At 73.2% G+C, this 25,458-nt stretch carries 19 protein-coding genes; 4 read left to right on the forward strand and 15 right to left on the reverse strand.

Going from position 1 to position 25,458, the window contains the following annotated elements:
- Positions 1-38: 38 nt before the first annotated feature.
- From NRO40_RS09265 to NRO40_RS09275, 3 genes are all read right to left on the reverse strand, one after another.
- On the reverse strand, positions 39-1,802 hold the full coding sequence (locus tag NRO40_RS09265; RefSeq protein ID WP_408057081.1) for an LCP family protein: 1,764 nt from the start codon (positions 1,800-1,802) through the stop codon (positions 39-41).
- 325 nt (positions 1,803-2,127) lie between these two features.
- The gene (gene nadD / locus NRO40_RS09270) at positions 2,128-2,748 is read right to left on the reverse strand and encodes a nicotinate-nucleotide adenylyltransferase (RefSeq protein WP_058943089.1); all 621 of its coding nucleotides are present in this window, start codon (positions 2,746-2,748) and stop codon (positions 2,128-2,130) included.
- Between the two features lie 53 nt (positions 2,749-2,801).
- Complete coding sequence (locus NRO40_RS09275; protein WP_198549380.1) at positions 2,802-2,969, reverse strand: hypothetical protein; 168 nt, start codon at positions 2,967-2,969, stop codon at positions 2,802-2,804.
- A gap of 215 nt (positions 2,970-3,184) precedes the next feature.
- Between NRO40_RS09275 and NRO40_RS09280 the strand changes: the two genes are divergently transcribed.
- Positions 3,185-4,297 (forward strand): M48 family metallopeptidase, encoded by a 1,113-nt coding sequence (locus NRO40_RS09280; RefSeq protein WP_058943090.1) that lies wholly within the window; start codon positions 3,185-3,187, stop codon positions 4,295-4,297.
- 279 nt (positions 4,298-4,576) lie between these two features.
- Here NRO40_RS09280 and NRO40_RS09285 read toward each other — a convergent pair whose 3' ends face one another.
- From NRO40_RS09285 to rplU, 11 genes are all read right to left on the reverse strand, one after another.
- Positions 4,577-5,743 (reverse strand): SCO2583 family membrane protein, encoded by a 1,167-nt coding sequence (locus tag NRO40_RS09285; protein ID WP_058943091.1) that lies wholly within the window; start codon positions 5,741-5,743, stop codon positions 4,577-4,579.
- A 144-nt stretch (positions 5,744-5,887) separates the two neighbouring features.
- Positions 5,888-6,442, reverse strand: coding sequence for an SCO2584 family spore wall biosynthesis protein (locus NRO40_RS09290; RefSeq protein WP_058943092.1), 555 nt, complete (start codon positions 6,440-6,442; stop codon positions 5,888-5,890).
- A gap of 88 nt (positions 6,443-6,530) precedes the next feature.
- Positions 6,531-7,832 (reverse strand): glutamate-5-semialdehyde dehydrogenase, encoded by a 1,302-nt coding sequence (locus NRO40_RS09295; RefSeq protein WP_058943093.1) that lies wholly within the window; start codon positions 7,830-7,832, stop codon positions 6,531-6,533.
- A gap of 494 nt (positions 7,833-8,326) precedes the next feature.
- Complete coding sequence (locus tag NRO40_RS09300) at positions 8,327-8,842, reverse strand: hypothetical protein (protein ID WP_058943094.1); 516 nt, start codon at positions 8,840-8,842, stop codon at positions 8,327-8,329.
- Positions 8,843-8,964: 122 nt separating this feature from the next.
- On the reverse strand, positions 8,965-10,101 hold the full coding sequence (gene proB / locus NRO40_RS09305; protein ID WP_107115132.1) for a glutamate 5-kinase: 1,137 nt from the start codon (positions 10,099-10,101) through the stop codon (positions 8,965-8,967).
- A gap of 361 nt (positions 10,102-10,462) precedes the next feature.
- Positions 10,463-12,685: a hypothetical protein gene (locus tag NRO40_RS09310; RefSeq protein WP_232791125.1), complete on the reverse strand. Its 2,223-nt coding sequence runs from the start codon at positions 12,683-12,685 to the stop codon at positions 10,463-10,465.
- A gap of 139 nt (positions 12,686-12,824) precedes the next feature.
- On the reverse strand, positions 12,825-14,336 hold the full coding sequence (locus NRO40_RS09315) for a bifunctional cytidylyltransferase/SDR family oxidoreductase (protein WP_058943096.1): 1,512 nt from the start codon (positions 14,334-14,336) through the stop codon (positions 12,825-12,827).
- Between the two features lie 290 nt (positions 14,337-14,626).
- Entirely contained in the window at positions 14,627-16,894 is a 2,268-nt protein-coding gene (locus NRO40_RS09320) for a glycosyltransferase family 4 protein (RefSeq protein ID WP_058943097.1), read from the reverse strand.
- 336 nt (positions 16,895-17,230) lie between these two features.
- On the reverse strand, positions 17,231-18,667 hold the full coding sequence (obgE, locus tag NRO40_RS09325; RefSeq protein ID WP_058943098.1) for a GTPase ObgE: 1,437 nt from the start codon (positions 18,665-18,667) through the stop codon (positions 17,231-17,233).
- Between the two features lie 129 nt (positions 18,668-18,796).
- Positions 18,797-19,051, reverse strand: a complete 255-nt coding sequence (gene rpmA / locus NRO40_RS09330; protein WP_010476314.1) for a 50S ribosomal protein L27 — start codon at positions 19,049-19,051, stop codon at positions 18,797-18,799.
- 14 nt (positions 19,052-19,065) lie between these two features.
- Positions 19,066-19,386 (reverse strand): 50S ribosomal protein L21, encoded by a 321-nt coding sequence (gene rplU, locus NRO40_RS09335; RefSeq protein ID WP_023588745.1) that lies wholly within the window; start codon positions 19,384-19,386, stop codon positions 19,066-19,068.
- A 485-nt stretch (positions 19,387-19,871) separates the two neighbouring features.
- Between rplU and NRO40_RS09340 the strand changes: the two genes are divergently transcribed.
- From NRO40_RS09340 to NRO40_RS09350, 3 genes are all read left to right on the forward strand, one after another.
- Positions 19,872-20,633: a polyprenol monophosphomannose synthase gene (locus NRO40_RS09340; RefSeq protein ID WP_058943099.1), complete on the forward strand. Its 762-nt coding sequence runs from the start codon at positions 19,872-19,874 to the stop codon at positions 20,631-20,633.
- Between the two features lie 147 nt (positions 20,634-20,780).
- Positions 20,781-21,383 (forward strand): acyltransferase, encoded by a 603-nt coding sequence (locus tag NRO40_RS09345; protein ID WP_058943100.1) that lies wholly within the window; start codon positions 20,781-20,783, stop codon positions 21,381-21,383.
- Positions 21,384-21,524: 141 nt separating this feature from the next.
- Positions 21,525-23,774 (forward strand): glycosyltransferase family 4 protein, encoded by a 2,250-nt coding sequence (locus NRO40_RS09350; RefSeq protein ID WP_107115133.1) that lies wholly within the window; start codon positions 21,525-21,527, stop codon positions 23,772-23,774.
- 197 nt (positions 23,775-23,971) lie between these two features.
- Here NRO40_RS09350 and NRO40_RS09355 read toward each other — a convergent pair whose 3' ends face one another.
- Positions 23,972-25,456, reverse strand: a complete 1,485-nt coding sequence (locus NRO40_RS09355; protein ID WP_079047201.1) for a glycosyltransferase — start codon at positions 25,454-25,456, stop codon at positions 23,972-23,974.
- Positions 25,457-25,458 lie beyond the last annotated feature (2 nt).

Raw genomic sequence — 25,458 nt, forward strand, 5'->3', positions numbered from 1 at the left:
CAAGGGTCTCACGTGCCGCCGACAGCCCGACCAACCCTTCAGGGGACCTCGTAGTCCTTGCCCAGGACGACGGTGACGTCGGCGTTGGCGGACGCCTTGCCCTGGCGGACCGCCTTGGCCGGCAGGCCCAGGGTCTTGGCGACCTCGTCGGCCTTGGCCTTCTGGGCGGCGTCTCCGTAGACGATCTCGGAGGTGCTCTCCGTACCGTCCGTCCTGCCACCGTCGACGACCGCGTAGCCGCCGTTGACGAGGACGATCCGCGCCGCCTCGGTGGCGTCGGGGTCGCCGCTGGCGTTGCGGACGCCGACGCGCACGACGGAGCCCTGCTCGGGGGCGGAGACGGAGCCGCCGAGGATGTCCTCGACCACGCTGCGCCCGGACTCCTCGGTGAGCCGTCCGTCGCCTTCCACCGGCAGCATCGCCGTCTTGTAGGCGCCCTTCTTGGCGTGCTCGGCGAGCTTGGCGAGGGACGCGCCCAGATCCTTGTCGGGGAGGGACGGGTCGAGGATCTGCGCCAGGGACTGGATCGTCGTGGTGGCGCTCCTGGGGTCGTCCGACATCTTCCGCAGGACCCCGTGGACGACCTGGCCGAACCGCTGGAGCTGCTCGGCCTCGGACTCGGCGTCGCCGCGGTGGGTGGCGTAGGCGACGGCCATGCGACCGTCGAGGGTCTGGTTCTCACCCTTCCTGACGAGCGGGGGCTCCCCCTCCTTGGCGGCGGGCACCTCCGCGTCGGTGGTGACCTCGATGCCGCCGACCAGCTCGACGAGGTTCTCCAGGTACGGGGTGTCGAGCCGCCACGTGCCGGTGATCCTGGTGCCGAGGAGGGAACCGATGGCCTCGCGGGTGCCGGAGGAGCCGTCGTCCTCGACGGACTTGCCGAGGGTGGTGGCCGTCCCGTCGTCGTTGGTGACGGCGAGGGCGTTCGGCAGGAGGACGGTCGTGCCCTGCTTGGTCGTCGCGTTGTCGACCAGGAGGGCGGTGGACGTGGCCTCGTCCTTGGTGTTGTGCAGGTGCAGGACGATGACGTCCCGCTTCTGCGGGCCGGTGGCGGTGGCGCCGCCCTGCTGGGCGTCCTCCTGGGACAGGCCGGGGAGCAGCCCGGCGTACCACAGGTAGCCGACGCCGCCGACGAGTGCCAGGGCGAGGGCGACGACGAGCGCGACCATCCGGTTGCGGCCGCGCCGCTTGGCCTCCTCGCGGCGCTCCGAGCGGCTCTCGGTGAACTTGAGCCAGTCGATGACGTCCTCGGACTCCTCGTCCGACTCGTCGACGAAGGCGAACTGCTCCGTGCTGTAGTCGCCGGCGTCACGGGCGGCACGGGCCCCGCGGGCGTCCCCGTTCTTCGGGCGCTCGCCGTTCTTCGGGCGCTCCCGGGGCCCGGGGGTCTGCCCGGCGGCGCGCTCCCCGGCGGCACGGCGCTCGTCGCGGGGGCCGCGGGCCCTGCGGCCCTGCGCGGTCGGCTCGGGCGCCGCGGGCTGCTCCGGCTCCGGGGCGGGGCGCCGCTGCTCGGGCACCGGCGCGGGGGCGACGGCGTGCCCGGTGGCCGGGGCGGACGCGGCCTGCGGGGTGGTCTGGGGTGTGGCGTGCGCGGCCGGCTGTCCGGGCGCGGACGGGCGCCCCTGGGGCTGCCACTGCTGGGTGCCGTACGGATCGTGGCCATACGGCAGGCCGTCCCGGGGCTGCCCGGGGGCCTGCGCCTGCTGGGGCCGCTGCTGCGCCGCGTGGGCCTGGCCCTGGACCTGGCCCTGGTACGGCTGGTCCTGGGAGTACGCCTGCCCCTGCGAGTAGCCCTGGTCCACGGAGTAGCCCTGGCCCTGGGGGTAGCCCTGGTTCTCGGGGTACTGCTGCTCACCGGAGTAGTGCTGGTCTCCGGAGTACTGCTGGGCCTGGGGGTACTGCTGGGGTTCGGGGTACGGCTGTGCCTGGGCGTACGGGTCGTAGCCGTACCCGTACTCCTGCGGTCCGCCGTCCCCCGCCCGGCCCGTCCCGGGCTGCTGCCGGTCCGAGGCTCCCTGCTGGTACACCGGCTGCCCGTACTCGTCGTAGCCGACGATCCGCGGCTGCGGCGGGTAGTACGGGTCGTGGTGGTCGTTCCGGTCGTTCACCGGTGCCCCTCTCCGTGCCTCATCGGCCCCGGTACAACTGGCGCTTGTCGATGTAGCGCACCACACCGTCCGGTACCAGGTACCAGACCGGGTCGCCCTTGGCGACCCTCGCGCGGCAGTCCGACGAGGAGATGGCGAGCGCGGGCACCTCGACCAGGGAGACACCGCCCTTGGGCAGTCCGTCGTCCGACAGGTCGTGACCGGGGCGGGTCACCCCGATGAAGTGCGCGAGCGAGAAGAGCTCCTCGGCGTTGCGCCAGCCCGGCATGATCTGCGACAGCGCGTCGGCGCCGGTGATGAAGAACAGATCGGTGTCCGGGTTGAGGGAGCGCAGCTCCCTCAGGGTGTCGATCGTGTAGGTGGGGCCGGCGCGGTCGATGTCGATGCGGCTGACCGAGAACTGGGGGTTCGACGCCGTGGCGATGACCGTCATCAGGTAGCGGTCCTCAGCCGGGGAGACCACCTTGTGGGTCTTCTGCCACGGCTGCCCGGTCGGCACGAACACCACCTCGTCGAGGTGGAACAGGGCGGCCACCTCGCTGGCGGCCACCAGGTGTCCGTGGTGGACCGGGTCGAACGTCCCACCCATCACGCCAAGGCGGCGTCTGCCGGGACTTCTCGGCACTTCCTGCTCTCCCATGCGTGCAGAGCCTAACGGCACGTCGCTGCGGCCCGGTCCCGGCGGGTGCCGGCTCAGCGGTCGCGGTTGAAGCGGGTGGTGACCCAGAGCAGGAAGAGCAGCGCGAGGAGCGCGCCGCCGCCGGTGAGGTAGGGGTTGAGGCTCTCGTGGTTGCCGCCGTGCTCGGAGCCGCCTTCGGCGAGCGTGACCAGGTGGGCGGCGGCGGTGTGGAGGCTGCTCATCTTCTGCGGACCAATCCATCGGGGTCGGGGGCGGAGACTTCGCGCACATCGTATGCGGGCGGTGCGGGCACGCTCACGCCGACTCAGGCGTTGTCCTCGCACGGGCCGTTGTCCACAGGCCGTTGTCCACAGCCTCGGCGGTCTCGGAGACCAGCGCCTACGCTGAGGTCTGTCCGGGGGACGAGGCAGATCCCGTACGACATATGGGGGCAACCATGACTGAGAACGGCCACGAGAAGGCGCCGAGCCGTACGCGCCGACGCTTCCCCGGGATCTCCTCCCGCGCCTACGAGCATCCGGCGGACCGTTCGGCGCTCGTCGCGCTGCGCAAGCTCACCGGCTTCGACACCGTGTTCAAGGCGCTGAGCGGGCTACTGCCGGAGCGGAGCCTGCGCCTGCTGTACCTCTCCGACTCCGTGCGCGTGAGCGACGCCCAGTTCGCCCACCTCCACGACATGCTGCGGGACGCCTGCCACATCCTCGACCTGGAGAAGGTCCCGCCGATGTACGTCACGCAGGATCCGAAGCCGAACGCCATGTGCGTCGGTCTGGACGAGCCGATCATCGTGGTGACGACGAGCCTGGTGGAGCTGCTGGACGAGGAGGAGATGCGGGCGGTGGTCGGCCACGAGGTCGGCCACGCCCTGTCCGGCCACGCCGTCTACCGGACGGTGCTGCTGTTCCTGACGAACCTGGCGCTGAAGGTCGCGTGGATCCCGCTGGGCAACGTGGCGATCATGGCGATCGTCACGGCGCTGCGGGAGTGGTTCCGCAAGTCGGAGCTGTCGGCGGACCGGGCCGGCCTCCTGGTCGGCCAGGACGTGCAGGCCTCGATGCGCGGTCTGATGAAGCTGGCGGGCGGCCACCACCTGCACGAGATGAACGTCGACGCCTTCCTGGCACAGGCGGAGGAGTACGAGGCCGCCGGTGACCTGCGCGACTCGGTGCTGAAGATCCTGAACGTGCTGCCGCGCAGCCACCCGTTCACCACGGTGCGGGCGGCCGAGCTGAAGAGGTGGTCCGAGAGCCGCGACTACCAGCGGATCATGGACGGGCACTACACGCGGCGCTCGGAGGACGGGGACACCTCGGTCGCCGACTCCTTCCGCGAGTCCGCCGGCCACTACGCGGACACGGTGCGCGCCAGCAAGGACCCGCTGATGAAGCTGGTCGGTGACATAGCCGGTGGCGCCGGGGACCTCGGCGGGAAGCTCTTCGAGAGGTTCGCCGGAGGCGGGGGCGGCAACCGCCCGGGCACCGGCGCGGGCGGTGACGGTGGCGGGGCGTCCGGCGCCGACGGGGACGGGGACGGTCCCGGCAAGGCGTGAGGGGCGGGGCGCGTCCGACCCGGGCGGGTGATCGTCGGGTGGACGCGTCCCTGGCCGGGCCGGCAGCGGAGCATTGACCCTGGGGCGACTGATGCCTCGGACCCGGCGGGCCGGGCCCGCGCCGGACGAGCCGGGGCGGCCGACGGGTCGGCGCCGCCGAGCCGGAGTCGGGGCCGGGGTGAGCCCGCCCGGCTGATCGGTTCGGACCGGCGCCCGGGTCGGGTGGGCCTGTGGCCCCGGCCGGTGCGGCCGGGCGGTCCGCCGGCCGAACCCCGCGCGTCAGGGCGGCGTGGGCTGCGAGGCGGGAGACAGCGGCGCGCAGTGGCGGGCGGCCGTGGCGGGGGCGGAGGCGTACGGGTCGGCCGCCGGCGGGGCCGTGGCCGTGGCCCGTTCCCCCGCCAACAGGGGGCGCAAGGCTCCGGACAGGTCGGCGGAGCAGTCCGTCGGGCCCGCCTGGAGGTGGCTCGCCACCAGCTCGACGCGGTGTGTCCGCAGGTCGTCGCGGTCGAAGCGGAGGCGCAGTTCGCGGCGGACGGTGAAGAGGGAGGCGTCCGCGGAGTCGCCGCCCGAGGCGGCGGGACGCAGCGCGTAGGTGGTGGTGTGGTCCGTCGTCACCTCCAGGACGCCCGTGGACGCCTCGGCCACCCGGAGGGATCCCCTGATCCGGACGCCGGGGTCGGCCAGTGCCACACGGGCCGGATCGAAGCGGACGAGCCAGCCACCCGTGGCGTGCCGCCCGTCGGCGGCCGGGGAGTCGACGCTCCGGTCGAACTGGGCGAGCTGGTCCGGGTCGAGCAGCGCCCGCACCGGGCGGACGGTGGCGCCGGTGACGACGTCCGGGTCGAGGGACGATCGCAGCAGGTAGTCCCTGGCGATGCTCAGGGCGGCCCTCACCTGCCCCTCGGAGAAGTGGGTGGTGCGGCGCGCGGCAGGCAGGGCGATACCGGCCGCACCGGAACGGTCCGTAGCCGCGGGTCCGCGGGCGAACAGGTCGCGGGGTTCGCCGCCCGTCACCGTGCCCGCGGGGGCGAGGGCGACGAGAGTCACGCGGAGCGGTTCCGCTCGCTGGTCGGGAGGGGGCTGGTAGGGGTAGCGCGAACCGAAGTGGACGGCGGCGGCGAAGACCACCGCGACGAGCAGGACCACCAGCAGGGCACCGGCGCCCGCGCCGCGACCGCGCCGGCGGACCCGGCCGGGGCGGTACGCGTACCGGTCGTCGTCGATCGCGATGTCGCTGTCGCTGTCGTCGTCGGAGGATCCGCCGCGCCGGATGCCGGGGTCTTCGGGGTCGGCAGTGGTGTCATCGGCCATGCGCTCCAGGGCGGAGAGCTCCCTGATGCGGGCAGCGCGGACGAAGGACTCGTCGAAGGCGACGGACCGGTATTCGTCATCTCCGCCGGGGAGGCCCTCCGGCGTCTCGTCGGGTGGGTCGACACTCCCTGCCATACCTTCAGGGTGGGTCCGAGGCGGAGCCGGTAAACGCGGCACGCGGCCCCGAGTGTTCGGGATGGGCGGCGCCGGGGTGGCCGGGCCTGGGGTCCGGCCGCGCCGGCAGGGGGACGGCGTGGTGCCGGGCGGGTGCCGCGGGGGTCAGGGGGTGTGGTGGGTGGCGGGGACGGGCGGGGCGGGGTGGGCGGCGGGGGGTGAGGGGGGCGGGGGCCCGTCCGGGCTCACATCGGTGCTCGCCGGTGTCGGCACCTGCTCCTCGCGCTCACCGGAGGAGCTGCGGTACACGGCGGCGAAGGCGAGGGCGACCATGCCGAGGCCCATCAGCAGGGCGACGATCCAGGCGACGGGGCGATACCAGCCCGATCCCGGCCGGTACGGACGCAGGGCGCCGCCGTAGGGCCCGTAGGGGTCGTAGGACTCGTACGGGTCGTCGTCCCGGTCGTCGTCGTGGAGGCCCGGGCCGTACGGGTCGTCGTCGGGGGGAGCGCCGCGGCCGCGCGCCCTGGCGGCGTCCGCGTCGGCCCGCGCCTCGGCCGCGGCGAGGAGCCGCTCGACGGCGGTCGGCTCGTGGAACGCGGCGGCCCGTACGAAGTCCTCGTCGAACACCACGGAGGCGAAGTCCTCGTCAGCGCCTCCGCGGTCGTCGTCGGGCTCTCGGCCGTCCGGAAACGGCCTGCCCCCCACGTCGTCCGGCACGTGCTCAGAGTAGCCCCGGACGGTCTCCTTCGGCAGGGAGAGCGTGCAAGCTCCCCCTGCCGAAGGACAGGGCGTGGAGGGGCGGCGGTTACCGGATGTGACCGTCGCCGGTGACGATGTACTTGGTCGACGTGAGCTCCGGCAGGCCCATGGGGCCGCGGGCGTGGAGCTTCTGCGTGGAGATGCCGATCTCCGCGCCGTACCCGAACTGGCCACCGTCCGTGAAGCGCGTCGAGGCGTTCACGGCGACCGTCGTGGAGTCCACCAGCTGGGTGAAGCGGCGGGCGGCGGCCTGCGAGGTGGTGACGATCGCCTCGGTGTGACCGGACGTCCACAGGCGGATGTGGGCGACGGCGGAGTCCAGCGAGTCGACGACGGCCGCGGCGATGTCGTGGGAGAGGTACTCGGTCTCCCAGTCCTCCGCGGTGGCCGGGACGACGGTGGCCTTGGAGCCTTCCGCTCGGGCCAGGACCCGCTCGTCGCCGTGGACGGTGACGCCCGCCTCGGCGAGGGCTTCCAGGGCGCGCGGCAGGAACCGGTCGGCGATGTCCTGGTGGACGAGGAGGGTCTCGGCGGCGTTGCACACGCTGACGCGCTGCGCCTTGGAGTTGATCAGGATGTCGACGGCCATGTCCAGGTCGGCCTGGGCGTCGACGTACACGTGGCAGTTGCCGGTGCCCGTCTCGATGACGGGGACGGTGGACTCCTCGACGACCGTGCGGATCAGGGAGGCGCCGCCGCGCGGGATGAGGACGTCGACCAGGCCGCGGGCGCGCATCAGCTCGCGGACGGAGTCGCGCGACTCGCCCGGCACGAGCTGCACGGCGTCGGCGGGCAGGCCGGCGCCGCCGATGGCGTCGCGCAGGACCCGCACCAGGGCGGTGTTGGAGGCGTACGCGGAGGAGGAGCCGCGCAGCAGGACGGCGTTGCCCGCCTTGAGGCAGAGGGCGGCGGCGTCGACGGTGACGTTCGGGCGGGCCTCGTAGATGATGCCGACGACACCGAGCGGGACGCGCACCTGCCGCAGGTCGAGTCCGTTGGGGAGGGTCGAGCCGCGGACGACCTCGCCGACCGGGTCGGGCAGCCCCGCCACGTGCCGGACGTCCGCGGCGATGGCGCGCACCCGCTCGGGGGTGAGGGTCAGGCGGTCGACGATCGACTCGCTGGTGCCGGCCTCGCGGGCCCGGGCCACGTCCTCGGCGTTCGCCCGGACGATGTCGGCGGTGCGGACTTCGAGGGCGTCGGCCATGGCCAGCAGCGCGTCGTCCTTGGCCGCGCGCGGCAGGGGCGCGATGTCGGCGGAGGCGGCGCGGGCCCGGTAGGCGGCCTGCGCCACCGGCGACATGTCGTCGTACGGGTGCATGGACGGGGAGGCGGATCGCGAGGTCATGCCCGCAGGGTAATGCGCCCCGCGCGGACACCCCACATATGTCCGGCTCCGTCCCGCCGTACGAGACACCCGGGGTGACCGTCACGAACGGAGGGTGCCGGTGTGCCCGGGCGATCCGCCGTGCCGCGGCGCCGTGCGGCGGCCCCGTCCGGCCCCGTCCGGCCCAGTGCGGCCCAGTGCGGCCCGGGGCCCGGCGCTGGGTCGGGGCCGCGCCCGGCGCGTCGCGCCCGGTGCGGGCCGTGCCCGGGTACGGCCCGCACCGGGCCGGGTACGGAACCGGGCCGCACCATGCGTCGCACCGCACCGCACCGCACCACACGCCGCACGGCACCGCGCCGGGCGGGTCGCACCACGCACCGGCCCACGGCGGACCCGAACCGGCCGCAGTCCGGGCCGTGGCCGGGGCCGCGGGCCTGTGGTCCGCGACCGTGACCGAAAGCGAGCGCCGGGACCGGGCCCCGCCGGACCGGCGGGGCCCGCTCCGGGTGCCGGTGTCAGTACGGGTGCACGCCGACGGGGGCGGCGGGCGGAGGTCCGTACCCCTCGGCGACGCGCTGGTGGTAGGTCTCGCGGTCGATGACCTCCAGGCCGACGATCTCCCACGGCGGCAGCTTGGCGCTCTGGCGGTGCTCGCCCCACAGGCGCAGGGCCACGGCTGCCGCGTCGTGCAGGTCGCGGGCCTCCTCCCAGTACCGGATCTCGGCGTGGTCGGTGGCGTATCTGCTGGTCAGCAGGAAGGGGTGGTCGTGGGCGAGCTGTTCCAGCGCCCGCCGGACCTCCTCCAGCGGGGCTTCCCGTCCGGACACGGTGAGGGTGATGTGCCACAGCTTGGACACCGGCCGCTCGGGGGTGCCGTCAGCGGCTCCCGTGCCCGTGCCGGTCCCCGTGCCGGTGGTCGTGCCGGTTCCGGGCCGGAAGGCGGCGTCGTCGAAATCGGCCCCGGCCTCGACACTGGTCAAGGCACGTTCGGTCGTCCCACGGGGCAGGGCCCCTGGGCGCGCTCGTCTCACCGGCGGCCTCCTGTTGATGCGTTGTCGTGCTGTCACCCCACTTACCCCCCAGACAAAGTTGACCAGCCCCGAGCGGAGCGTGGGGCGGTTTTGGGGAAGCTCTCCGGAGGTTGACCCGACTTTCAGCCGTTCCAGGGGTGCAGGACGACGAGATCGTCCCTGTGTACGACCTCCCGCTCGTACGCCGGTCCGAGTTCCTTCGCCAGTTCCTTCGTGGAGCGGCCCAGGAGTTGGGGGACCTCCCTGGCGTCGAAGTTGACGAGGCCACGGGCGACCGGCCGGCCGTCGCGGTCGCGCAGCTCGACGGGGTCGCCGGCGGCGAAGTCGCCCTCGACGGCGGCGATCCCGGCCGGGAGCAGGGATTTCCGGCCCTGTACGACGGCGCGGACGGCGCCTTCGTCGAGGGTGAGGGCTCCCTGGGGGGCGGAGGCGTGCGCCAGCCACAGCAGGCGGTCGGCGGAGCGCCGGCCGGTGCGGTGGAAGTACGTTCCGGTGTCGCGGCCGGCGAGGGCGTCAGCGGCCCGGCTGGCCGAGGTCAGCACGACGGGGATGCCGGCGGCGGCGGCGATGCGGGCGGCCTCGACCTTGGTGACCATGCCGCCGGTGCCGACGCCGGCCTTTCCGGTGGAGCCGATCTCGATGCCGGCGAGGTCCGTGGGGCCGCTCACCTCGGCGACGCGGGTGGTGCCGGGGCGGCTCGGGTCGCCGTCGTAGAGGCCGTCCACGTCGGAGAGCAGGACCAGCAGGTCGGCGCGGACGAGGTGGGCGACGAGGGCGGCGAGCCGGTCGTTGTCGCCGAACCTGATCTCGTCCGTGGCGACGGTGTCGTTCTCGTTGACGACGGGCAGGGCGCCCATGGTGAGGAGCTGTTCGAGCGTCCGGTAGGCGTTGCGGTAGTGGGCGCGGCGGCTCATGTCGTCGCTGGTGAGGAGGATCTGCCCGACGCGGACGCCGTAGCGGGCGAAGGAGGCGGTGTAGCGGGCGACGAGGAGGCCCTGGCCGACGCTGGCGGCGGCCTGCTGCCGGGCGAGGTCCTTGGGGCGGCGGTCGAGGCCGAGCGGGGCGAGCCCGGCGGCGATGGCGCCGGACGACACGAGGACGATCTCGCGCCGGGCGTCGCCGCGGACCTTGGCGAGTACGTCGACGAGGGCGTCGACCCGGTCGGCGTCGAGCCCGCCCGAGGCGGTGGTCAGGGAGGACGAGCCGACCTTGACGACGATCCTGCGGGCTTCCGTCACGAACTGCCTTGCCACTGTCACGGGGCGAATCTATGCCAGCCGGGGTGGTCGGTGCGCGTTCATTCCATCGGGTGGACACGTTCGTGGACAGGTCTTCGGAGACGTCTTCGGACCCGTCTCCGGATACGTCTCCGGACGGGCCGGGGCCCGGTGAGTCGCCAGGCCACGGAGGTGGGGCGGCGGGTCGGAGGCAGGCGCTCCGACGCCGTGGGCGCCCGGCCCGCCGTGCCGAGGGGCCAGTCGCGGCGAGGGGCCGTGCCGAGGGCCCGGCACGCGGACGCACACACGCTCGGGCCCCGTGCGACAGCGCCCCGCCCGACGCGGCGACGGCCCGTGCCCACCCCGGGCAGGGGTGGGCACGGGCCGTCGCCGCGGGTGCGGGTCAGCCGACCGAGGTGGTCTCCGCCGCGTCGTCCTCGTCCTCCGCGACGAGGACGCCCAGCGCGCCGCTGCCGGTCCTGCCGGGGGCGCCGGCGACGGGGTGGTCGGCCGGGTCGGTGGGATCGGTCGCGGTGTCGTCGGGGGTGCCGATCGGCGGGGCGTCGTCCTCGCGGTCGACCTCGCCGATGTGCTGTCCGGCGAGCCGCTGGGCGACGCCGGCGTTGCGGGCCTCGGCCTTGGCGGTGAGGGCGCGCAGGGCGGCGTCGAACTGCTCCATGGAGGTGGGCTCGTCGGGGCCGAGCAGGTACTGCTTCAGCTCGCGCCGTTCCCGTGCCGTCCGGTCGGCGGCGGGGTCGGCGACGGCGGCGAGCAGTTCGTCGAGTTCGACGGCGCTGTTGGTGAGGATGACGGCGGCGCGCACGGCGGTGTTCTGGCGGCGGAACTCGTCCGGGCCGAGCTCCGCCGAGTCGGTCACCGCGTACGGCTTGCCGCTGGCGATGAAGTCGGACACGACGCTGGAGATGTCGGAGACCATCGCGTCGGCCTCGTTGAAGCAGTCGTAGAGGCGCGGTTCGGCGCCCGTGACGACGCGGTGCTCCCACCAGCCGGCGGAGCGCCAGTAGGCGTCGTTCCACTCGGCGCGCAGGCGCTTGACCTCGGCGAGGCGGTGCGGGTCGGCGAGGGAGACGCGGGAGGTCTCGGCGGCGTCGCTGCCCTTGCGGCCGGGGCGGGCGAGGGCGGCCAGGCGGGTCTCGATGCGCAGGAGTTCGGCGCGTGCGGCGGCCTGCCCGGCCTGTGAGGCGGCGGCCTCGGCGGCCCAGCGCGGGTCGGTGGCGCGCTGGGCGGCGGCGTCGGTGACGAGCTTGCGGATGCGTTCGTCGACGGCCTTGGCCTTCTTGTCGACGAGACCGGTGAAGGGGTGGGGCTTGTAGATGAGGCGGACGGGCCTGTCGGCGTCCAGGAGGCGTCGGACGATGTTCTCGCCGGCGCGGAGGAGGGAGGTGTTGCCGGGGTTGCCGTCCCAGCCCTCCCAGGTGGGGGCGTACAGGATGGTCGGGACGGGGTTCGCGGGTGCGCCCGTCCAGCGGCGGATGGGCGCGAGCTGCGGGCGGCCGACCTCGACGATGTCCTCGTCGCGGACGCCGACGTCGGCGAGGGCGTACCGGTCGCGGCCGGCGCGGCCGGCGGTCCACACCTCGTCGTACACCTTGGAGAACGGGTTGACGCTGGCGAGCTTGTCGCTGTCGCCGTGGCCGATGAAGACGTGCTTGGAGGTCGGCACGCGCAGCATGTGGATGTTCTTGCCGACGTTGGCCGGGTAGAGCGTGACGCGCACGGTGGACCAGTCGCGGGCCATGACGTGCTGTCCGCCGGGGATGCACAGGATGGGCACCCAGGTGTCGCCGAGCTTCGGGACGAGGCTCGGCTCGCGCATGATGACGATCGGCCGGCCGTCGACCTGTTCCATGGTCTCCAGCCACATGTTGACCTGGTAGGCCGAGTCGTCGGAGCCGGAGAAGTACAGGGCGACGGTGGGCTGGTACTCGCGCAGCCAGATGTCGACGGCCTTGAGGACGGCGCCCGCGCCGGGGACGCGGCGCTTGCGGCGCAGGTACGGGGCGAGGAGCAGGATGTACAGGACGCCGAGGCCGAGGGTGGCGGCGACACCCGCGTAGGCGGGGGTGGCGCGGCCGGTGACGACGGCGGCGACCACGCCGACGACGGCGGGGAGGTCGAGGTGGAGCATCTTCTCGCCGGAGCGGTGCAGCAGGGTGCGCGGCGGGGCGTCGGGGATGCGCACGCCGTGCAGGTCGACGTTGCGGGTGACGACTGGCATGGTGCGGCGGAGCTTGATGAGGGTGGCGAGCGCGCCGTGCGGGGCCTGGAGTCCGTAGAAGAGCAGGAAGCAGGCGACCGTCGCGTAGAACACCGGCTGCTCGGCGAGGTTCTCGCGGGCGAGGAGCAGGATGAGCAGCAGTTGCCGCAGCAGGAAGCGGATGGGCAGCCCGGCCCGGACGCTGTTGAGACGGTTGACCAGGTAGCTGTTCTTCTGGTGCAGGTACCAGTCGGCGGCGTAGGTGACGGCGCCGGCTGCCGCGAACAGCCAGATGTTCGGGATCAGCGCGGCGAGCATGACGGCCGGGTAACCGAGTCCCATGAGGACTGCCGCGGCCAGCTCCGACCGACTGCCCACGCGGGCCAGTCGAATGACGGTCGAAATCACGTAGAACCTGCTCCAGACGGGGATGCCGGTTGTTTCACAAGGCTTTGGTTCCGTGAAGGCGGTACTTCACTGCGCGGGCCCCTGCATTCGCGATTGCTCGCGGTGATGCAGGGGCCCGGGAATTCACATCCTGCGAGTATTACACATCTTCCTGGCGGTCCAGGACGGCCGCGAGGGCCTGCTCGAAGCCGGACGCCTCGCCCGCGGCGCGGGTGGGGTCCTGCTGACGCACGTCGATGACGTGGCCGGTGAGTTCGGAGAGCAGGACGTCGAGGGAGGTGCGGGCGACGGCCTCGGAGGAGAGCAGGGATCCGGCGGGCTCCTGGCCGAACGCCCGGGTGCGCATGGGCGTGGCGGTGCGCTCGGGATTGACGCAATTGACGCGGATTCCGTCGGTGGCCCATTCGTCGGCGAGGGCCTGGGTGAGATTCACCATGGCGGCCTTGGTGGACGAATAGAGGCTGTACTCGGCGCGTCCGCGGGTGTAGCTGGAGGAGGTGTAGAGCAGGAGTTGCCCCCTCGTCTCCACCAGGTACTTGTAGGAAGCACGGGCAATCTGGACGGGTGCCAGGTAATTGACGTTCAGGGCTTCCTGAATGGTGTCGTTGTCGGTTTCCGCGAGCTTGCCGATGCGCAGGACGCCCGCCGTGTTGATGACGTAGTCGACGCGGCCGGTCTCGCGGTACGCGGTGGCCAGCGCGTCCTCGACGTGCTGCGGGTTCTCGACGTGGGTGCCGGTGGTGGAGCGGCCGAGGGCGTAGACCCGCGCGCCGTACCGTTCGGCGAGCGCGGCGATGTCGGCGCCGATGCCGTACGAGCCGCCGAACACGACGAGCGTGCGGCCGGAGAGCAGGGCGCGGTAGGCGTCCTCGTCGGCCTGGGCGGGGGCGGCGGTGGAGGCGAGCTGGAACAGCTTGTCGGCGATGAAGACGTCGACGGGCTGCGTCACCTTCATGTTGTACTCGTCGCCCGGGACGACGTGGATCGGCACGTCGGGGAGGTAGCGCAGGACGACGGAGCAGTCGTCGGTGGCCTGGAAGTTGGGGTCGCCGGCCGCGATCTCGTAGGCCCGGCGGATGGTGGACAGCTTGAACGCCTGCGGGGTCTGGCCGCGGCGCAGCCGCGAGCGGTCCGGGACGTCGGTGATGAACTCGCCGTCCTCGCCGTGCGTGCGCGTCACGATGATCGTGTCGGCGGACGGGATGGCGACGTCCACGGCCTGGTAGCGGTCGAGAGCGGCGACGCAGTCCTCGATCACCCGCTGTGACAGCAGGGGGCGGACGGCATCGTGGAAGAGGACGTTCAGGTCCTCGCCGTCCGCGAGGCCCTCGCCGAGGGCGCGGATGGCGCGCTCGGTGGTCTCGTTGCGCGTGGCGCCGCCCTCGATGATCCGGGTGACCTTGGTCAGGCCGGCCTTGGTGACGATCTTCTCGATGTCGGGGACGAAGCCCGGCGCCATCAGCACGATCACGTCGTCAACGCTGTCCGCCTGCTCGAAGATCGAGAGGGTGTGCTCGATGACGGCCTTGCCCGCGATCTTCAGCAGCTGCTTCGGGATGGCGAGGCCCACCCGCTGGCCCGTGCCCCCGGCGAGGACGACGGCGGTGGTGCGGGTCTTGGCTTCACGAGGCGCGGACGGAGGCGCAGACACAGGGACGACCTACCTTGCTATGGCTCGGGGAACGGGCTGATGGTCGCACCCTCCGTGACCGTCTCGCAAGGCGGGACGGGCGGGGTCGACCCCTGCCGGCAACCGGTGGTTCACCGTGTGGCCAGCTGTGTTGGCGGGGTGGGAAAGCGCCCGGGTGGTGACGGACCGCACATGATCCGGCGGTTCGGGACGGCGTGTGGGCCCTTCGCGATCACGGTGTGTGGGCCCACCACACTCCTGGGGTGCCGGGGGGTGTCCATGGTCCGCCCCTCCCCTCTCCCGGTACGCGGTCACGCGCCGGTGACCGTGAGGTACAGGGCGTTGTGGCCGTCGTAGCGGAGGGTGAGCTCGGTCATGAGCTGGGGCCGGCGGCGTACGCGGCGGACGACGCGGCGCAGCAGGAGCAGCGGACGCCGCCGGTGCCGCCGGACCGGGCGGTACGTGAACACGTCGGCCTTGGCGACGACGTCGTCGAGCAGGCGGGCGACCTTCACCGGCGGCTCGCCGTCGGCGTACCGCAGCCACAGCGCCCAGGTGTCCTGGTCGCGGTGGCGGCGTGCGGCCGGCTCGTCCCACGGGAGGGTCACACGGAAGCGGTGCCCGGACCGCCAGGTGCCGGGGACGGCGAACTCCTCGTGGCTGTCGTAGCGGCGCAGGACGAGTTCGGGCCGCTCGGCGACCCGCCCGACGGGGCCGAGGAGCCGTCCGGTGACGGTGACGTGGTCGTCGGTGAGCGCGACGTCGCCCGCCTCCGCGTGCACGGCCCGCGCCCAGGCGCGCAGCTCCAGCAGGTGGCGGGGGGCGCGGCGGTACGGGACGAGGTGGCGCACCGGGTCACCGGGGGCGAGGCGGTCGGCGGGGCGCAGCGCTCCGCGCTGGTCGACGGCGCGGGCGGTGAGGGGGGCGCGGACGCCGGTCGCCGGGTGTTCGGCGTGGCACACCCAGTTGCCCTCGGCGAGGTCCTCGCCCGCGGGAACCGTGACCGTGCCGTCGGGCGCGAACGCCCAGGAGCGCTCCACGGGCGTACGGCCCTGCAGGACGGCGACCAGACGCAGGTCCTCGTACCGGGCGGCCGCGGCGGGCGGGGCGAGCAGGGTGACGGCGAGGGAACCGTCGGGCCGGACCACGCAGTCGGCGACGGGCTCGAAGCCGTCGGGGGCAGGAGTGGCGGGAGGGGCGGGAGGGGCGGGGCTCGCGGGAGTGGCGGGGCTCGCGGGAGTGGCGGGGCTCGCGGGGGTGGCGGAGGTGTCCGGCGTGGTGTCCGTGGCGGCACCGGAGCCGGCGCCGTTCGGGACGCCGGACGCGACGGCGTCCGTCGTGGCGTTGGAGCCGGCACCGACCCCCTCGCCCGCCGCCCCGGCACCCGGCCCGTCACCGGCCGCGAGGTCCCGCCCGCCGGCCGCCCTGGCGCCGGTCCCCGCGCCGAGTTCGGCGAACAGGTCGGCGTACCGCTCGGCGATGACCGACGGGTCGAAGCGGCGGGCGTTGTGTCGGGCCGCCTCGCCCATGCGCCGGCGCAGCGGCTCGTCGTCGATGAGCCGCAGCAGGGCGGCTGCCACCGCGTCGACGTCCCCGACCGGTACGAGCAGGCCGTCCTCGCCGTCGCGGATGATCTCGCGTGGTCCGTAGTCGCAGTCCGTGCTGACCATCGGGACGCCGCAGCGCATCGACTCGACCAGGGTCATGCCGAACGACTCGTGCCGCGAGGTGGAGACGGCGACCGCGCCCTTGACCCACTCCGGTTCGATGGGCGAGCGCGGCCCCATGAGGAAGACGTGGTTGTGCAGGTCGAGCGCCTGGATGCGGCGCTGAAGCTTCTCCCGCTCGGTGCCCCAGCCGCAGATGCGCAGGGTCCACTCGGGGTGGACGGCGGCGACCTTCGCGAACGCCTCCACGAGCACCTCGTACTGCTTCTCCCGGGAGAGGCGCCCGGCGGCGACGACGGTGGTGCCCGACTGGTCGGAGGGCGCGACCATCGGTTCGGGCACGCTGTTCGGTATGCACAGGACCCGCGTGTCCGGCAGGCTCATCCGCTCCCGCCACACCGCGGCGTCGCCCTCGGAGACGGTCACGAACGCGTCGAGGGCCTGAAGGTGGGGCCGCATCTCGTCGCGCAGCGCCTGCTTGTGGTGGTTGTGCGTCATGTGCTCCTGACCGATGAGCACGGCGCCGCGCGGGGCGAACCGGGCGACGTACGCGACGAGGCCCGGGCGGGTGCCGATCACGACGTCGGCGTCGGAGCAGGCGTAGTGGGCGCGGACCCGCTCGTCGGTGAGCCGGCCGTACTCCTTGTACCGCGCTTCGTTACGGGGGAAGGACGTGGACGGCGCCAGGAGGTCCGGATGCTCCTTCTCGTTCGTCGGCGAGGAGGGGCGGGTGTCGATCAGGGGGACCACGGTGATGCGCGGGTCGATGGTGAAGAGCGGGATGTCGCGGTGCCGGAAGACGGAGACGATCTCGACCTCGTGCCGGTCCGCGAGCTCCTCCGCGAGGTTGAGCGTGGTGCGGATGGTGCCGCCTATCCCGTAGACGGTGTGAATGAGGAAAGAGATCTTCACCGGTGCCCCATGTGTGTACGAAGGGGGCGCTGCGAGGCCGCCCCGAAAGCTAGACGGCGACGGAAACCGAAAGGTTGTGCAGGTCGGGCCCATTTTCCGCCCTCCCCCGCGACGGCGCCCGACGAACCCGCCGTACCCGTCACGCCCGCCCGCCGCCCCGCGCACGACGGCGGGCGGGGCCGCCGTGTGGCGGCCCCGCCCGTCTTCCGTACGTTACGACGACGAACGCCGACTACGAGCCACGAGCCACCACTGCCGCCACCCGCCACGGGCGGCCCTGCGGCTCCGGCGGCGACCCGTGACGCACCTCCGTCACGGGCAGGCCCGCCCCGTCCGTCAGAACGGGTCGAACTCGTCGTACTCGCGCTCGGCCTCGTCGTGCTCCGCCTGGCGGTCCTTGCGGCGCTGGGCGGCGGGGCGCGGGGCCTCCAGGCGGTGGTCCTCGCCGCGGCGGCCGAGCATCTCGGCGCCGGCCATCATGGTCGGCTCCCAGTCGAAGACGACCGCGTTCTCCTCGGGGCCGATGGCGACGCCGTCGCCCGCGCGGGCCCCGGCCTTCATCAGCTGGTCCTCGACACCGAGGCGGTTGAGGCGGTCGGCGAGGTAGCCGACGGCCTCGTCGTTGTTGAAGTCGGTCTGGCGCACCCAGCGCTCCGGCTTCTCGCCGCGGACCCGGTACAGACCGTCCTCCTCGCGGGTGACGGTGAAGCCGCTGTCGTCGACGGCCTTCGGGCGGATGACGATGCGGGTCGCCTCCTCCTTCGGCTTGGCGGCGCGCGCCGTGCCGACGATCTCGGCGAGCGCGAACGACAGCTCCTTGAGGCCCATGTGCGCGACGGCCGACACCTCGAAGACGCGGTAGCCGCGTGCCTCCAGGTCCGGGCGGATCATGTCGGCGAGGTCCTTGCCGTCCGGGATGTCGACCTTGTTGAGGACGACGATGCGCGGCCGGTCGTCGAGACCGCCGTACTGCCGCAGCTCCTCCTCGATGACGTCGAGGTCGGAGACCGGGTCGCGGTCCGACTCCAGCGTCGCCGTGTCGAGGACGTGCACGAGGACGCTGCAGCGCTCGACGTGGCGCAGGAACTCCAGGCCGAGGCCCTTGCCCTGGCTGGCGCCGGGGATGAGGCCGGGCACGTCGGCGATGGTGTAGACGGTGGAGCCGGCGGTGACGACGCCGAGGTTCGGCACCAGGGTGGTGAACGGGTAGTCCGCGATCTTCGGCTTCGCCGCGGAGAGCACGGAGATCAGCGAGGACTTGCCGGCGCTCGGGTAGCCGACGAGTGCGACGTCGGCGACGGTCTTCAGCTCCAGGACGATGTCCTGGAGGTCACCGGGCTCGCCGAGCAGCGCGAAGCCGGGGGCCTTGCGGCGCGCGGAGGCAAGCGCCGCGTTGCCGAGGCCACCGCGGCCGCCCTGGGCGGCGACGAACCGGGTGCCGTGGCCGACCAGGTCCGCGAGGACCTCGCCGTCGCGGTCCAGGACGACCGTGCCGTCGGGTACGGGCAGGACCAGGTCCTGACCGTCCTTGCCGGAGCGGTTGCCGCCCTCGCCGGGCTTGCCGTTGGTCGCCTTGCGGTGGGGCGAGTGGTGGTAGTCGAGCAGCGTGGTCACGGACTGGTCGACGACGAGGATGACGTCGCCGCCCCGCCCGCCGTTGCCGCCGTCGGGGCCGCCGAGCGGCTTGAACTTCTCCCGGTGAACGGAGGCACAGCCGTGGCCTCCGCTACCCGCGGCGACGTGCAGCTCGACGCGGTCCACGAAGGTGGTCATGGTGGGGGTGCCTCCAGCAGTGCGGAAAGAACGTACGTGTGTCTCAGCAGTAACAAGCGAAAGGCGGACCCTCTTCCCGCACGGCCTACACCGTGCGGGAAGAGAGGCCCGCCCTCACGAAGCGTCCGGTCAGGCGACCGGGACGATGTTCACGACCTTGCGGCCACGGAAGGTGCCGAACTGCACCGAACCGGCCTGCAGCGCGAACAGCGTGTCGTCGCCGCCACGGCCGACGCCCGCACCGGGGTGGAAGTGCGTGCCACGCTGGCGGACCAGGATCTCACCGGCGTTGACGACCTGACCGCCGAAGCGCTTCACGCCGAGCCGCTGAGCGTTGGAGTCGCGACCGTTCCGGGTGGACGATGCGCCCTTCTTGTGTGCCATGTCTCCTCAGTCCCTTACTTCGCGGCCGTCGGGATCGCCGTGACCTTGATCGCCGTGTACTGCTGGCGGTGGCCCTGGCGACGGCGGTAGCCGGTCTTGTTCTTGTAGCGCAGGATGTCGATCTTGGCGCCCTTGTGGTGGTCCACGACCTCGGCCTCGACCTTGATGCCGGCCAGGACCCACGGGTCGCTGGTCACGGAGTCGCCGTCGACAACGAGCAGGGTCGAGAGCTCGACCGTGTCGCCAACCTTGGCAGTGGAAATCTTGTCAACCTCAACGATGTCGCCGACAGCAACCTTGTGCTGGCGACCACCGCTGCGCACGATGGCGTACACGGATCTCTCCTCGCTCGTTACGGAAACCCCTGACGCCAGCCGTCCGCACGGGCCGGGGCCCGCGACTGAACCGGATGGTTGGAACGGCCTCTCCCGACCGGAGCAGGGAGGGAAGGTGCTCAGGAGCTGGCGCGCATGGAAACACGCCGACGGTCAAGACTACGATCCGTCCCCGCCCGGGTCAAACCGGCCATGGCGTCCCGGGTCCCGGCCGGCGGTGCCGGACACGGCCTCCCCCGGCGGCCGCGTCCCGGCACGGTCGCGGCCGGCACCTGCCGTGGAGCGGCCCCCATATAGGGGTGCGGGACCCTCACGCGCCCCCGCACCGCCCGCACCCCGGCACCCCCCTGCACCCCGGCACTCCCCTGCGTCCCCCGGCCGCACCGTCGCCCGGCCGCCGCCCCCGTCCTCCGGGCGACGCCGTATGCTTCCTGGATCCGCACGGCCCTCCGACCCGCCGGCGGGGATCCCGAGGTGAAGGTGCAGTGAACATCAACGAGCGGCGGGCTCGGGGCTCCGCGGAATCGGTCCTCGTGATCATCCCGACCTACAACGAGGCCGACAACGTCGAGGCGATCGTCTCCCGCGTACGGTCCGCCGTCCCCGCGGCCCACGTCCTGGTCGCCGACGACAACAGCCCCGACGGCACCGGCAAGATCGCGGACGAACTGGCCGGCTCCGACGAACACGTGCACGTCCTGCACCGCCGGGGCAAGGAGGGGCTGGGCGCCGCCTACCTCGCCGGCTTCGCTTGGGGCATCGAGCGGGGCTACGACGTCCTGGTCGAGATGGACGCCGACGGCTCCCACCAGCCCGAGCAACTGCCCCGGCTGCTGACCGCCCTCGACGGCGCGGACCTCGTGCTCGGCTCGCGCTGGGTGCCGGGCGGCCGGGTCGTGAACTGGCCCAGGTCGCGCGAGGTCCTGTCCCGCGGCGGCAGCCTCTACTCCCGCACCCTGCTCGGCGTGCCGATCAAGGACGTCACCGGCGGCTACCGGGCGTTTCGACGCGAGACGCTGGAGGGACTGGGCATGGAGCAGGTCGCCTCCCAGGGGTACTGCTTCCAGGTCGACCTGGCGTGGCGCACGGTGAAGGCCGGCTTCCGGGTCGTCGAGGTGCCCATCACCTTCGTCGAGCGGGAGCGGGGCGACAGCAAGATGAGCCGCTCCATCGTCGTCGAGGCCCTGTGGCGGGTCACCGCGTGGGGCGTCGGGCACCGCCTGAGCGGGCTCACCCGACGGCGCTGAGCCCCACCGTCCCCGCTCCGGCCCCGCGTTGCCCTCCCTCGCCGTACGGTCGCGCAGGCACCGCCCCGCCGCACGGAGCGCGCGCGGGGCTCCGCGTATGCTCGGCGGTCGAAGAGACTTCCGCCGTCCCCCGAAAGAGACAGCAGAGTGAACTACAGGGTCCAGCCCACCGCCCAGGTCGACGAGACCGCCGAGATCGGGGCCGGGAGCAGCGTCTGGGAACTCGCGCAGATCCGTGAGAACGCCCGGCTCGGGGAAGGCTGCGTGGTCGGCCGCGGCGCGTACGTCGGTACGGGCGTGCGGATCGGTGACAACGTCAAGCTGCAGAACTACGCGCTGGTCTACGAGCCGGCCGAGCTGGGTGACGGGGTGTTCGTCGGCCCCGCCGTGGTGCTGACCAACGACCACAACCCCCGCTCCGTCGACCCCGAGGGCAAGCAGAAGCGGGGCGGCGACTGGGAGGCCGTGGGCGTGAAGGTCGCCGAGGGCGCCTCGCTCGGGGCCCGTTCGGTGTGTGTCGCGCCGGTGCGCGTCGGTCGCTGGGCGATGGTCGCCGCGGGTGCCGTCGTCACGCGCGACGTTCCGGACTTCGGGCTCGTCGTGGGTGTGCCGGCGAAGCGGATCGGGTGGGTCGGCCGGGCCGGTGTGCGGCTGGTCGAGCGGGCCGGTGAAGCGGGCGTCTGGGAGTGCCCGCAGACCGGCGCCGTGTACGTGGAAGAGGACGGCGTCCTCTCCGAGCGCGAGGGCTGACGGCGCCCCGGCCGCGTGCCGGGAGGGGGCACCGCCTTCGGTAGGGTGGTGCCGCCGCGCTGTATCTCCGTATCGAACCCCGTGATGACGCTTCCGCCGCACGGGTGCGCGGCGTGCAGGTGAAAGGGCGAAGGGATCCAGATGAACAGCCACGTGCTCTATCTCGCGCTTGGCACATACCGAGTACGGGCGACCCGCGAGCAGGTGCAGGAGCTCGCGGCCTCGGGGTCCCGGGTCTCCCTGGTGGTGCTGGACGCTCCCGAGTGGCGCGAGGCGCTTCAGGAGCTCGGCCGGGTCGACGGCGTGGACGTGATCCGTGTCGCTCCGGACAAGGACGGCCACGCGTGGACGTCCGCCAAGAAGCTCGCCGCCGCGAAGTCGGGCCCGTTCGCACAGGCCGACGTGGTCGTCGCGGGTGACGCCCAGGCGCTGCCCGTGGCGTGGATCGCCAAGCGCCGCCGGCCGGGTGTCGAGCTGCGGCTGGAGCCGCACGGCGCGGGCCGGGTCGTGGAGCCCGCGGACCTGGCGGTGCTGACGCCGTGGTACCCGTCGCCGAACAACCCGTACGCCGGGTCGTTCGTGCAGGCCGCGACGGCGGCGGTGGCCGGGCAGTTCGCCCGGGTGTCCGTCTTCCACACCGAGGACTGGTCCGGCCGCGCGTCGGCCCCGCTCAACGACGCGATCCGGGTGACCGTCGACCGCCTCCAGGAGCGCCGGGCCCTCGGCCACGTGCTGGACGCCGACGAGGGCACGATCGTCCGGGTCCCGGTGCCGCTCATCCACCGCCGCCTCTACGCGCCCTGGGTCAACGCCCAGGTCAAGGCGTTGCGCAGTGCCCTGCCGACGGGGCAGATCGAGGCGCCCGTCGTCCACGCCCACACCGGCATCTACGGGGGTGTGCTGGCCGCCCGGCTGGCCCGGCCCGACGCCCGCGTCGTGGTGACCGAGCACTCCTCCTTCCTCGACAAGGTCTTCTCCCAGCGCCCGGCCGTGCGGATGTACGAGGAGATGCTGGAGCGCGCCGACGCCGTCCTGTGCGTGAGCTCCGCGCTGCGCGAGCAGGTCGTGGGCCGCTTCCCGGAGTACGCCCACAAGGTCGGCGTGGTGCCGAACGCCATCGCCCTGGACCGCTTCACGCCCGGTGGTGACCGCTCCCCCGAGCTGCTGCGCTGGCTGTACATCGGCCGGCTGGTGCAGCCGAAGGGCGTCGGCGAGCTGCTGGAGGCGTTCGCGCTGGTCGCCGCCGACGAGCCGCGCGCGACGCTCACCATGGTCGGTCACGGCCCCGTCGAGGAGGAGCTGCGCGCCCGCGCCGCCGAACTCGGCCTGGGCGAGCGCTTCCGGATCCTGCCGCCCGTCGCGCCGGAGGCCGTGGGCCCGCTGATGCACGAGTACGACCTGCTGGTGCACGCGAGCAAGCGGGAGACCTTCGGGATGACGGTCGTCGAGGCCATCGCCTCCGGCCTGCCCGTGCTCGCCACCCGCAGCGGGGGCCCCGAGGAGACGCTGGCCGGCATCGAGTCGGCGGCCGGTGCGCTGATGGACGTCAGCGACGACCCGCGGGTCATCGTCGACGCCTACCGGGCGCTCCGCGCGCGCGCCTCCGAGCTCGACCTGCCCGCGGCGCGCACGGCGCTGGAGGGCCGGGTCGGCTGCGAGGCCGTCGGCAAGCAGATCGTGGAGGTGTACGGGGGCGCGCTGCCGCCCGTACCGCCCGCGCCGTCCGCCGAGGCGGAGGAGGGGGCGGCCGCGCTCACCGAGGTCGCGGGGGCGGCAGAGGTGGCCGAGGACGCGGGTGCGGCCGTCGTCCGCCGCGACGGCGAGCCCGTCGGGCGGGCCGTGGTCCTGGCGCTGACGCCCGCGAAGCCGCGGCGCATCGTCGACTTCGCCAACCACCTGGTGGGCAAGGGCGTCGAGGTCACCCTCGTCACGGCCCAGGCGCCCCTGCTGTGGGAGCGGCTGGACCTGGACCCGAGCGTGCCGGTCGTGAGTGTCGGGGACGCCGAGAAGAAGCTGCGGATCCCGCGCGCCGAGCGGTTCCTCGTGTACCGCGCGCCCCGCGCCGTGCTGCGCCGGGCGCGGCGGCTCGCCGCGAAGAACCGTGAGGCGATCGGCCCCGAGCTGGCCGTGGCGACCGTGCAGCGGGCGCACACGAAGGTCGCCAACGCCTTCCACAAGAAGGTCTTCACCCGCGGTTACAAGGAGGTCAGGCCGCAGCTGTTCGCGCGCATCGCCAAGCGGCGGGTGCTGCCGGAGCTGGGCCTCGACCGGGTGGACACGGTGTTCGTCAGCGACATCAACTCCACGGTGACGGGCTGGAAGTGGGCGAAGTCCCACCCGCACCTGAAGGTGACGACGAGCCTGGACCGCACGGCGTACGACCCGGAGTGACACCGCGGGCGGTGACGCCCCGGCGCGAGACGCACGACATGAGGCCCCCGACCGGATTCCGGTCGGGGGCCTCATGTCGTGCGTCTCGCGCGTCGCGCGCCGTCCGCGCCATCTTCCTCATCCGCGGCGCGCTTCTCGCGCGGGGCGCCGGCGGCGCCGCCTTGGGGGCGGGGCCGCCGGCAGGCCGTCAGCCGGCCTCAGCGTTCGACGATCTCCCGCAGGCGCTGCTCGAACGGGGCGAGCGTCGCCTCACGCGTGTAGGTGTCGGCGTGGCGCCGCGCCGCCGCGCGCTGGTCGGGCGTCAGGTCACGGGCGGCCTTGCCCGCGGCGACCATCGACGCGGCCAGCTCCTCGACGTCCAGGCTGTCGGCGTTGAACCACAGCGGGTACCCGTCGAGCACGTCCTGCGCGGCGATGCCGGGCTGGTGGACGGAGACGATCGGGTGCCCGAAGGCCATGTACTCGAAGATCTTGCCGGAGGTGACGTACCTGCCGCCGCCCGCGAGGAAGACGAGGACGTCGGCCTCCTCGTAGACCTTGCCGACCTCGGTCTTGGAGACGGGGCCGCAGTAGCGCAGCCCGGTGTCCTCGACGCCCTCGGGGCGCGGGCCGTCCTGGAGGCCGAGGCGGGCCTTGAGGGCGCCGGGGCTGTTCTTGAAGAAGCCGAGGTGGCCGTGGATCTGCAACTCGGCGTCGGCCAGGTCGGGGTGGCGCCGGGCGATCTTGAACGCCTCGGCCATCTCCTCCACCGGCTGCTTCGCGGTGAGCGTGCCGAGGTACGTGAACTTCAGCGGGGCGCGCCGCTCCTGCGCCGCCTCCGCCCCCGTGACCGCCTCCGCCGCCGCGACCGCCTCGGCGGCCGCCGCGGCGACGCCGTCCCCGCCGGCCGCCGTGTCACCGGCCGCCGTGCCGCCGTCACCGTCACCGGCGGCGGGCAGCTCACCGGCGGCCTTCTCGACGACCTTCGGCAGCACGTCCGCGTCCCAGCCGTTGGGCACGACCATCATGCGGTCGGCGACCTCCGGGTAGCGCTCGGCGTGCCAGCCGCGCAGGGCCTCGTTGACGAAGACGGACGCGGCCGCCTTGCCGATCATGCGCTTCTCCCACGCCCAGGCGATGTGCCCCTCGGGGAAGGCCGGCTCGTCGTGGAAGAGGTCGAGGGTCCAGGAGTCGCGGTAGTCCATGACGTACGGGACGCCCGTGAGCTTGTTGAACAGCCAGGCGGCGCCGAACGAGGCGAACGGGTTGCCGGTGGCGACCACGACGTCGAAGCGGTCCTTGGCGTGCAGCTTCAGCGCCCGCGTGACCGATGCCCACGCCCAGGACGAGTAGCGCTCGGGGAAGAGCTTCGTCTGGCTGAACTCGTAGACGCGCTTGGCCGTCAGCGGGAAGCTGCGCCGCAGCCAGCTGTAGTCGCGCAGGTCCTGCTGCCAGGTGTACTGGTTGAGGGACGGCCGCTCCACGCGGATGCGCGGGTCGACGGTCTTCGACAGCTCCTCGTCCACGGAGCCGATCACGTTGTGGAGGAAGTCCAGCGGGGCCGCGCAGACGGTGACGTCCCAGCCCTTCTCCACGAGGTGGTTGGCGGTGGCGCGGGCGCGGTAGACACCGCTCGCGCGCGACGGGGGGAAGTAGAACGCCAGGTAGAGCACACGGGGGCGCCGTTCGCTACGGTTCTTCATCA

This window comes from Streptomyces changanensis (assembly GCF_024600715.1).
In the GTDB taxonomy this organism is placed as follows: Bacteria; Actinomycetota; Actinomycetes; order Streptomycetales; family Streptomycetaceae; genus Streptomyces; species Streptomyces changanensis.

Coding starts and splice junctions, on each gene's coding strand:
- nadD (WP_058943089.1), bottom strand. CDS start 2,748: ATGGGAGAGCAGGAAGTGCCGAGAAGTCCCGGCAGACGCCGCCTTGGC.
- NRO40_RS09275 (WP_198549380.1), bottom strand. CDS start 2,969: ATGAGCAGCCTCCACACCGCCGCCGCCCACCTGGTCACGCTCGCCGAA.
- NRO40_RS09280 (WP_058943090.1), top strand. CDS start 3,185: ATGACTGAGAACGGCCACGAGAAGGCGCCGAGCCGTACGCGCCGACGC.
- NRO40_RS09285 (WP_058943091.1), bottom strand. CDS start 5,743: ATGGCAGGGAGTGTCGACCCACCCGACGAGACGCCGGAGGGCCTCCCC.
- NRO40_RS09295 (WP_058943093.1), bottom strand. CDS start 7,832: ATGACCTCGCGATCCGCCTCCCCGTCCATGCACCCGTACGACGACATG.
- obgE (WP_058943098.1), bottom strand. CDS start 18,667: ATGACCACCTTCGTGGACCGCGTCGAGCTGCACGTCGCCGCGGGTAGC.
- rpmA (WP_010476314.1), bottom strand. CDS start 19,051: ATGGCACACAAGAAGGGCGCATCGTCCACCCGGAACGGTCGCGACTCC.
- NRO40_RS09350 (WP_107115133.1), top strand. CDS start 21,525: ATGAACAGCCACGTGCTCTATCTCGCGCTTGGCACATACCGAGTACGG.
- NRO40_RS09355 (WP_079047201.1), bottom strand. CDS start 25,456: ATGAAGAACCGTAGCGAACGGCGCCCCCGTGTGCTCTACCTGGCGTTC.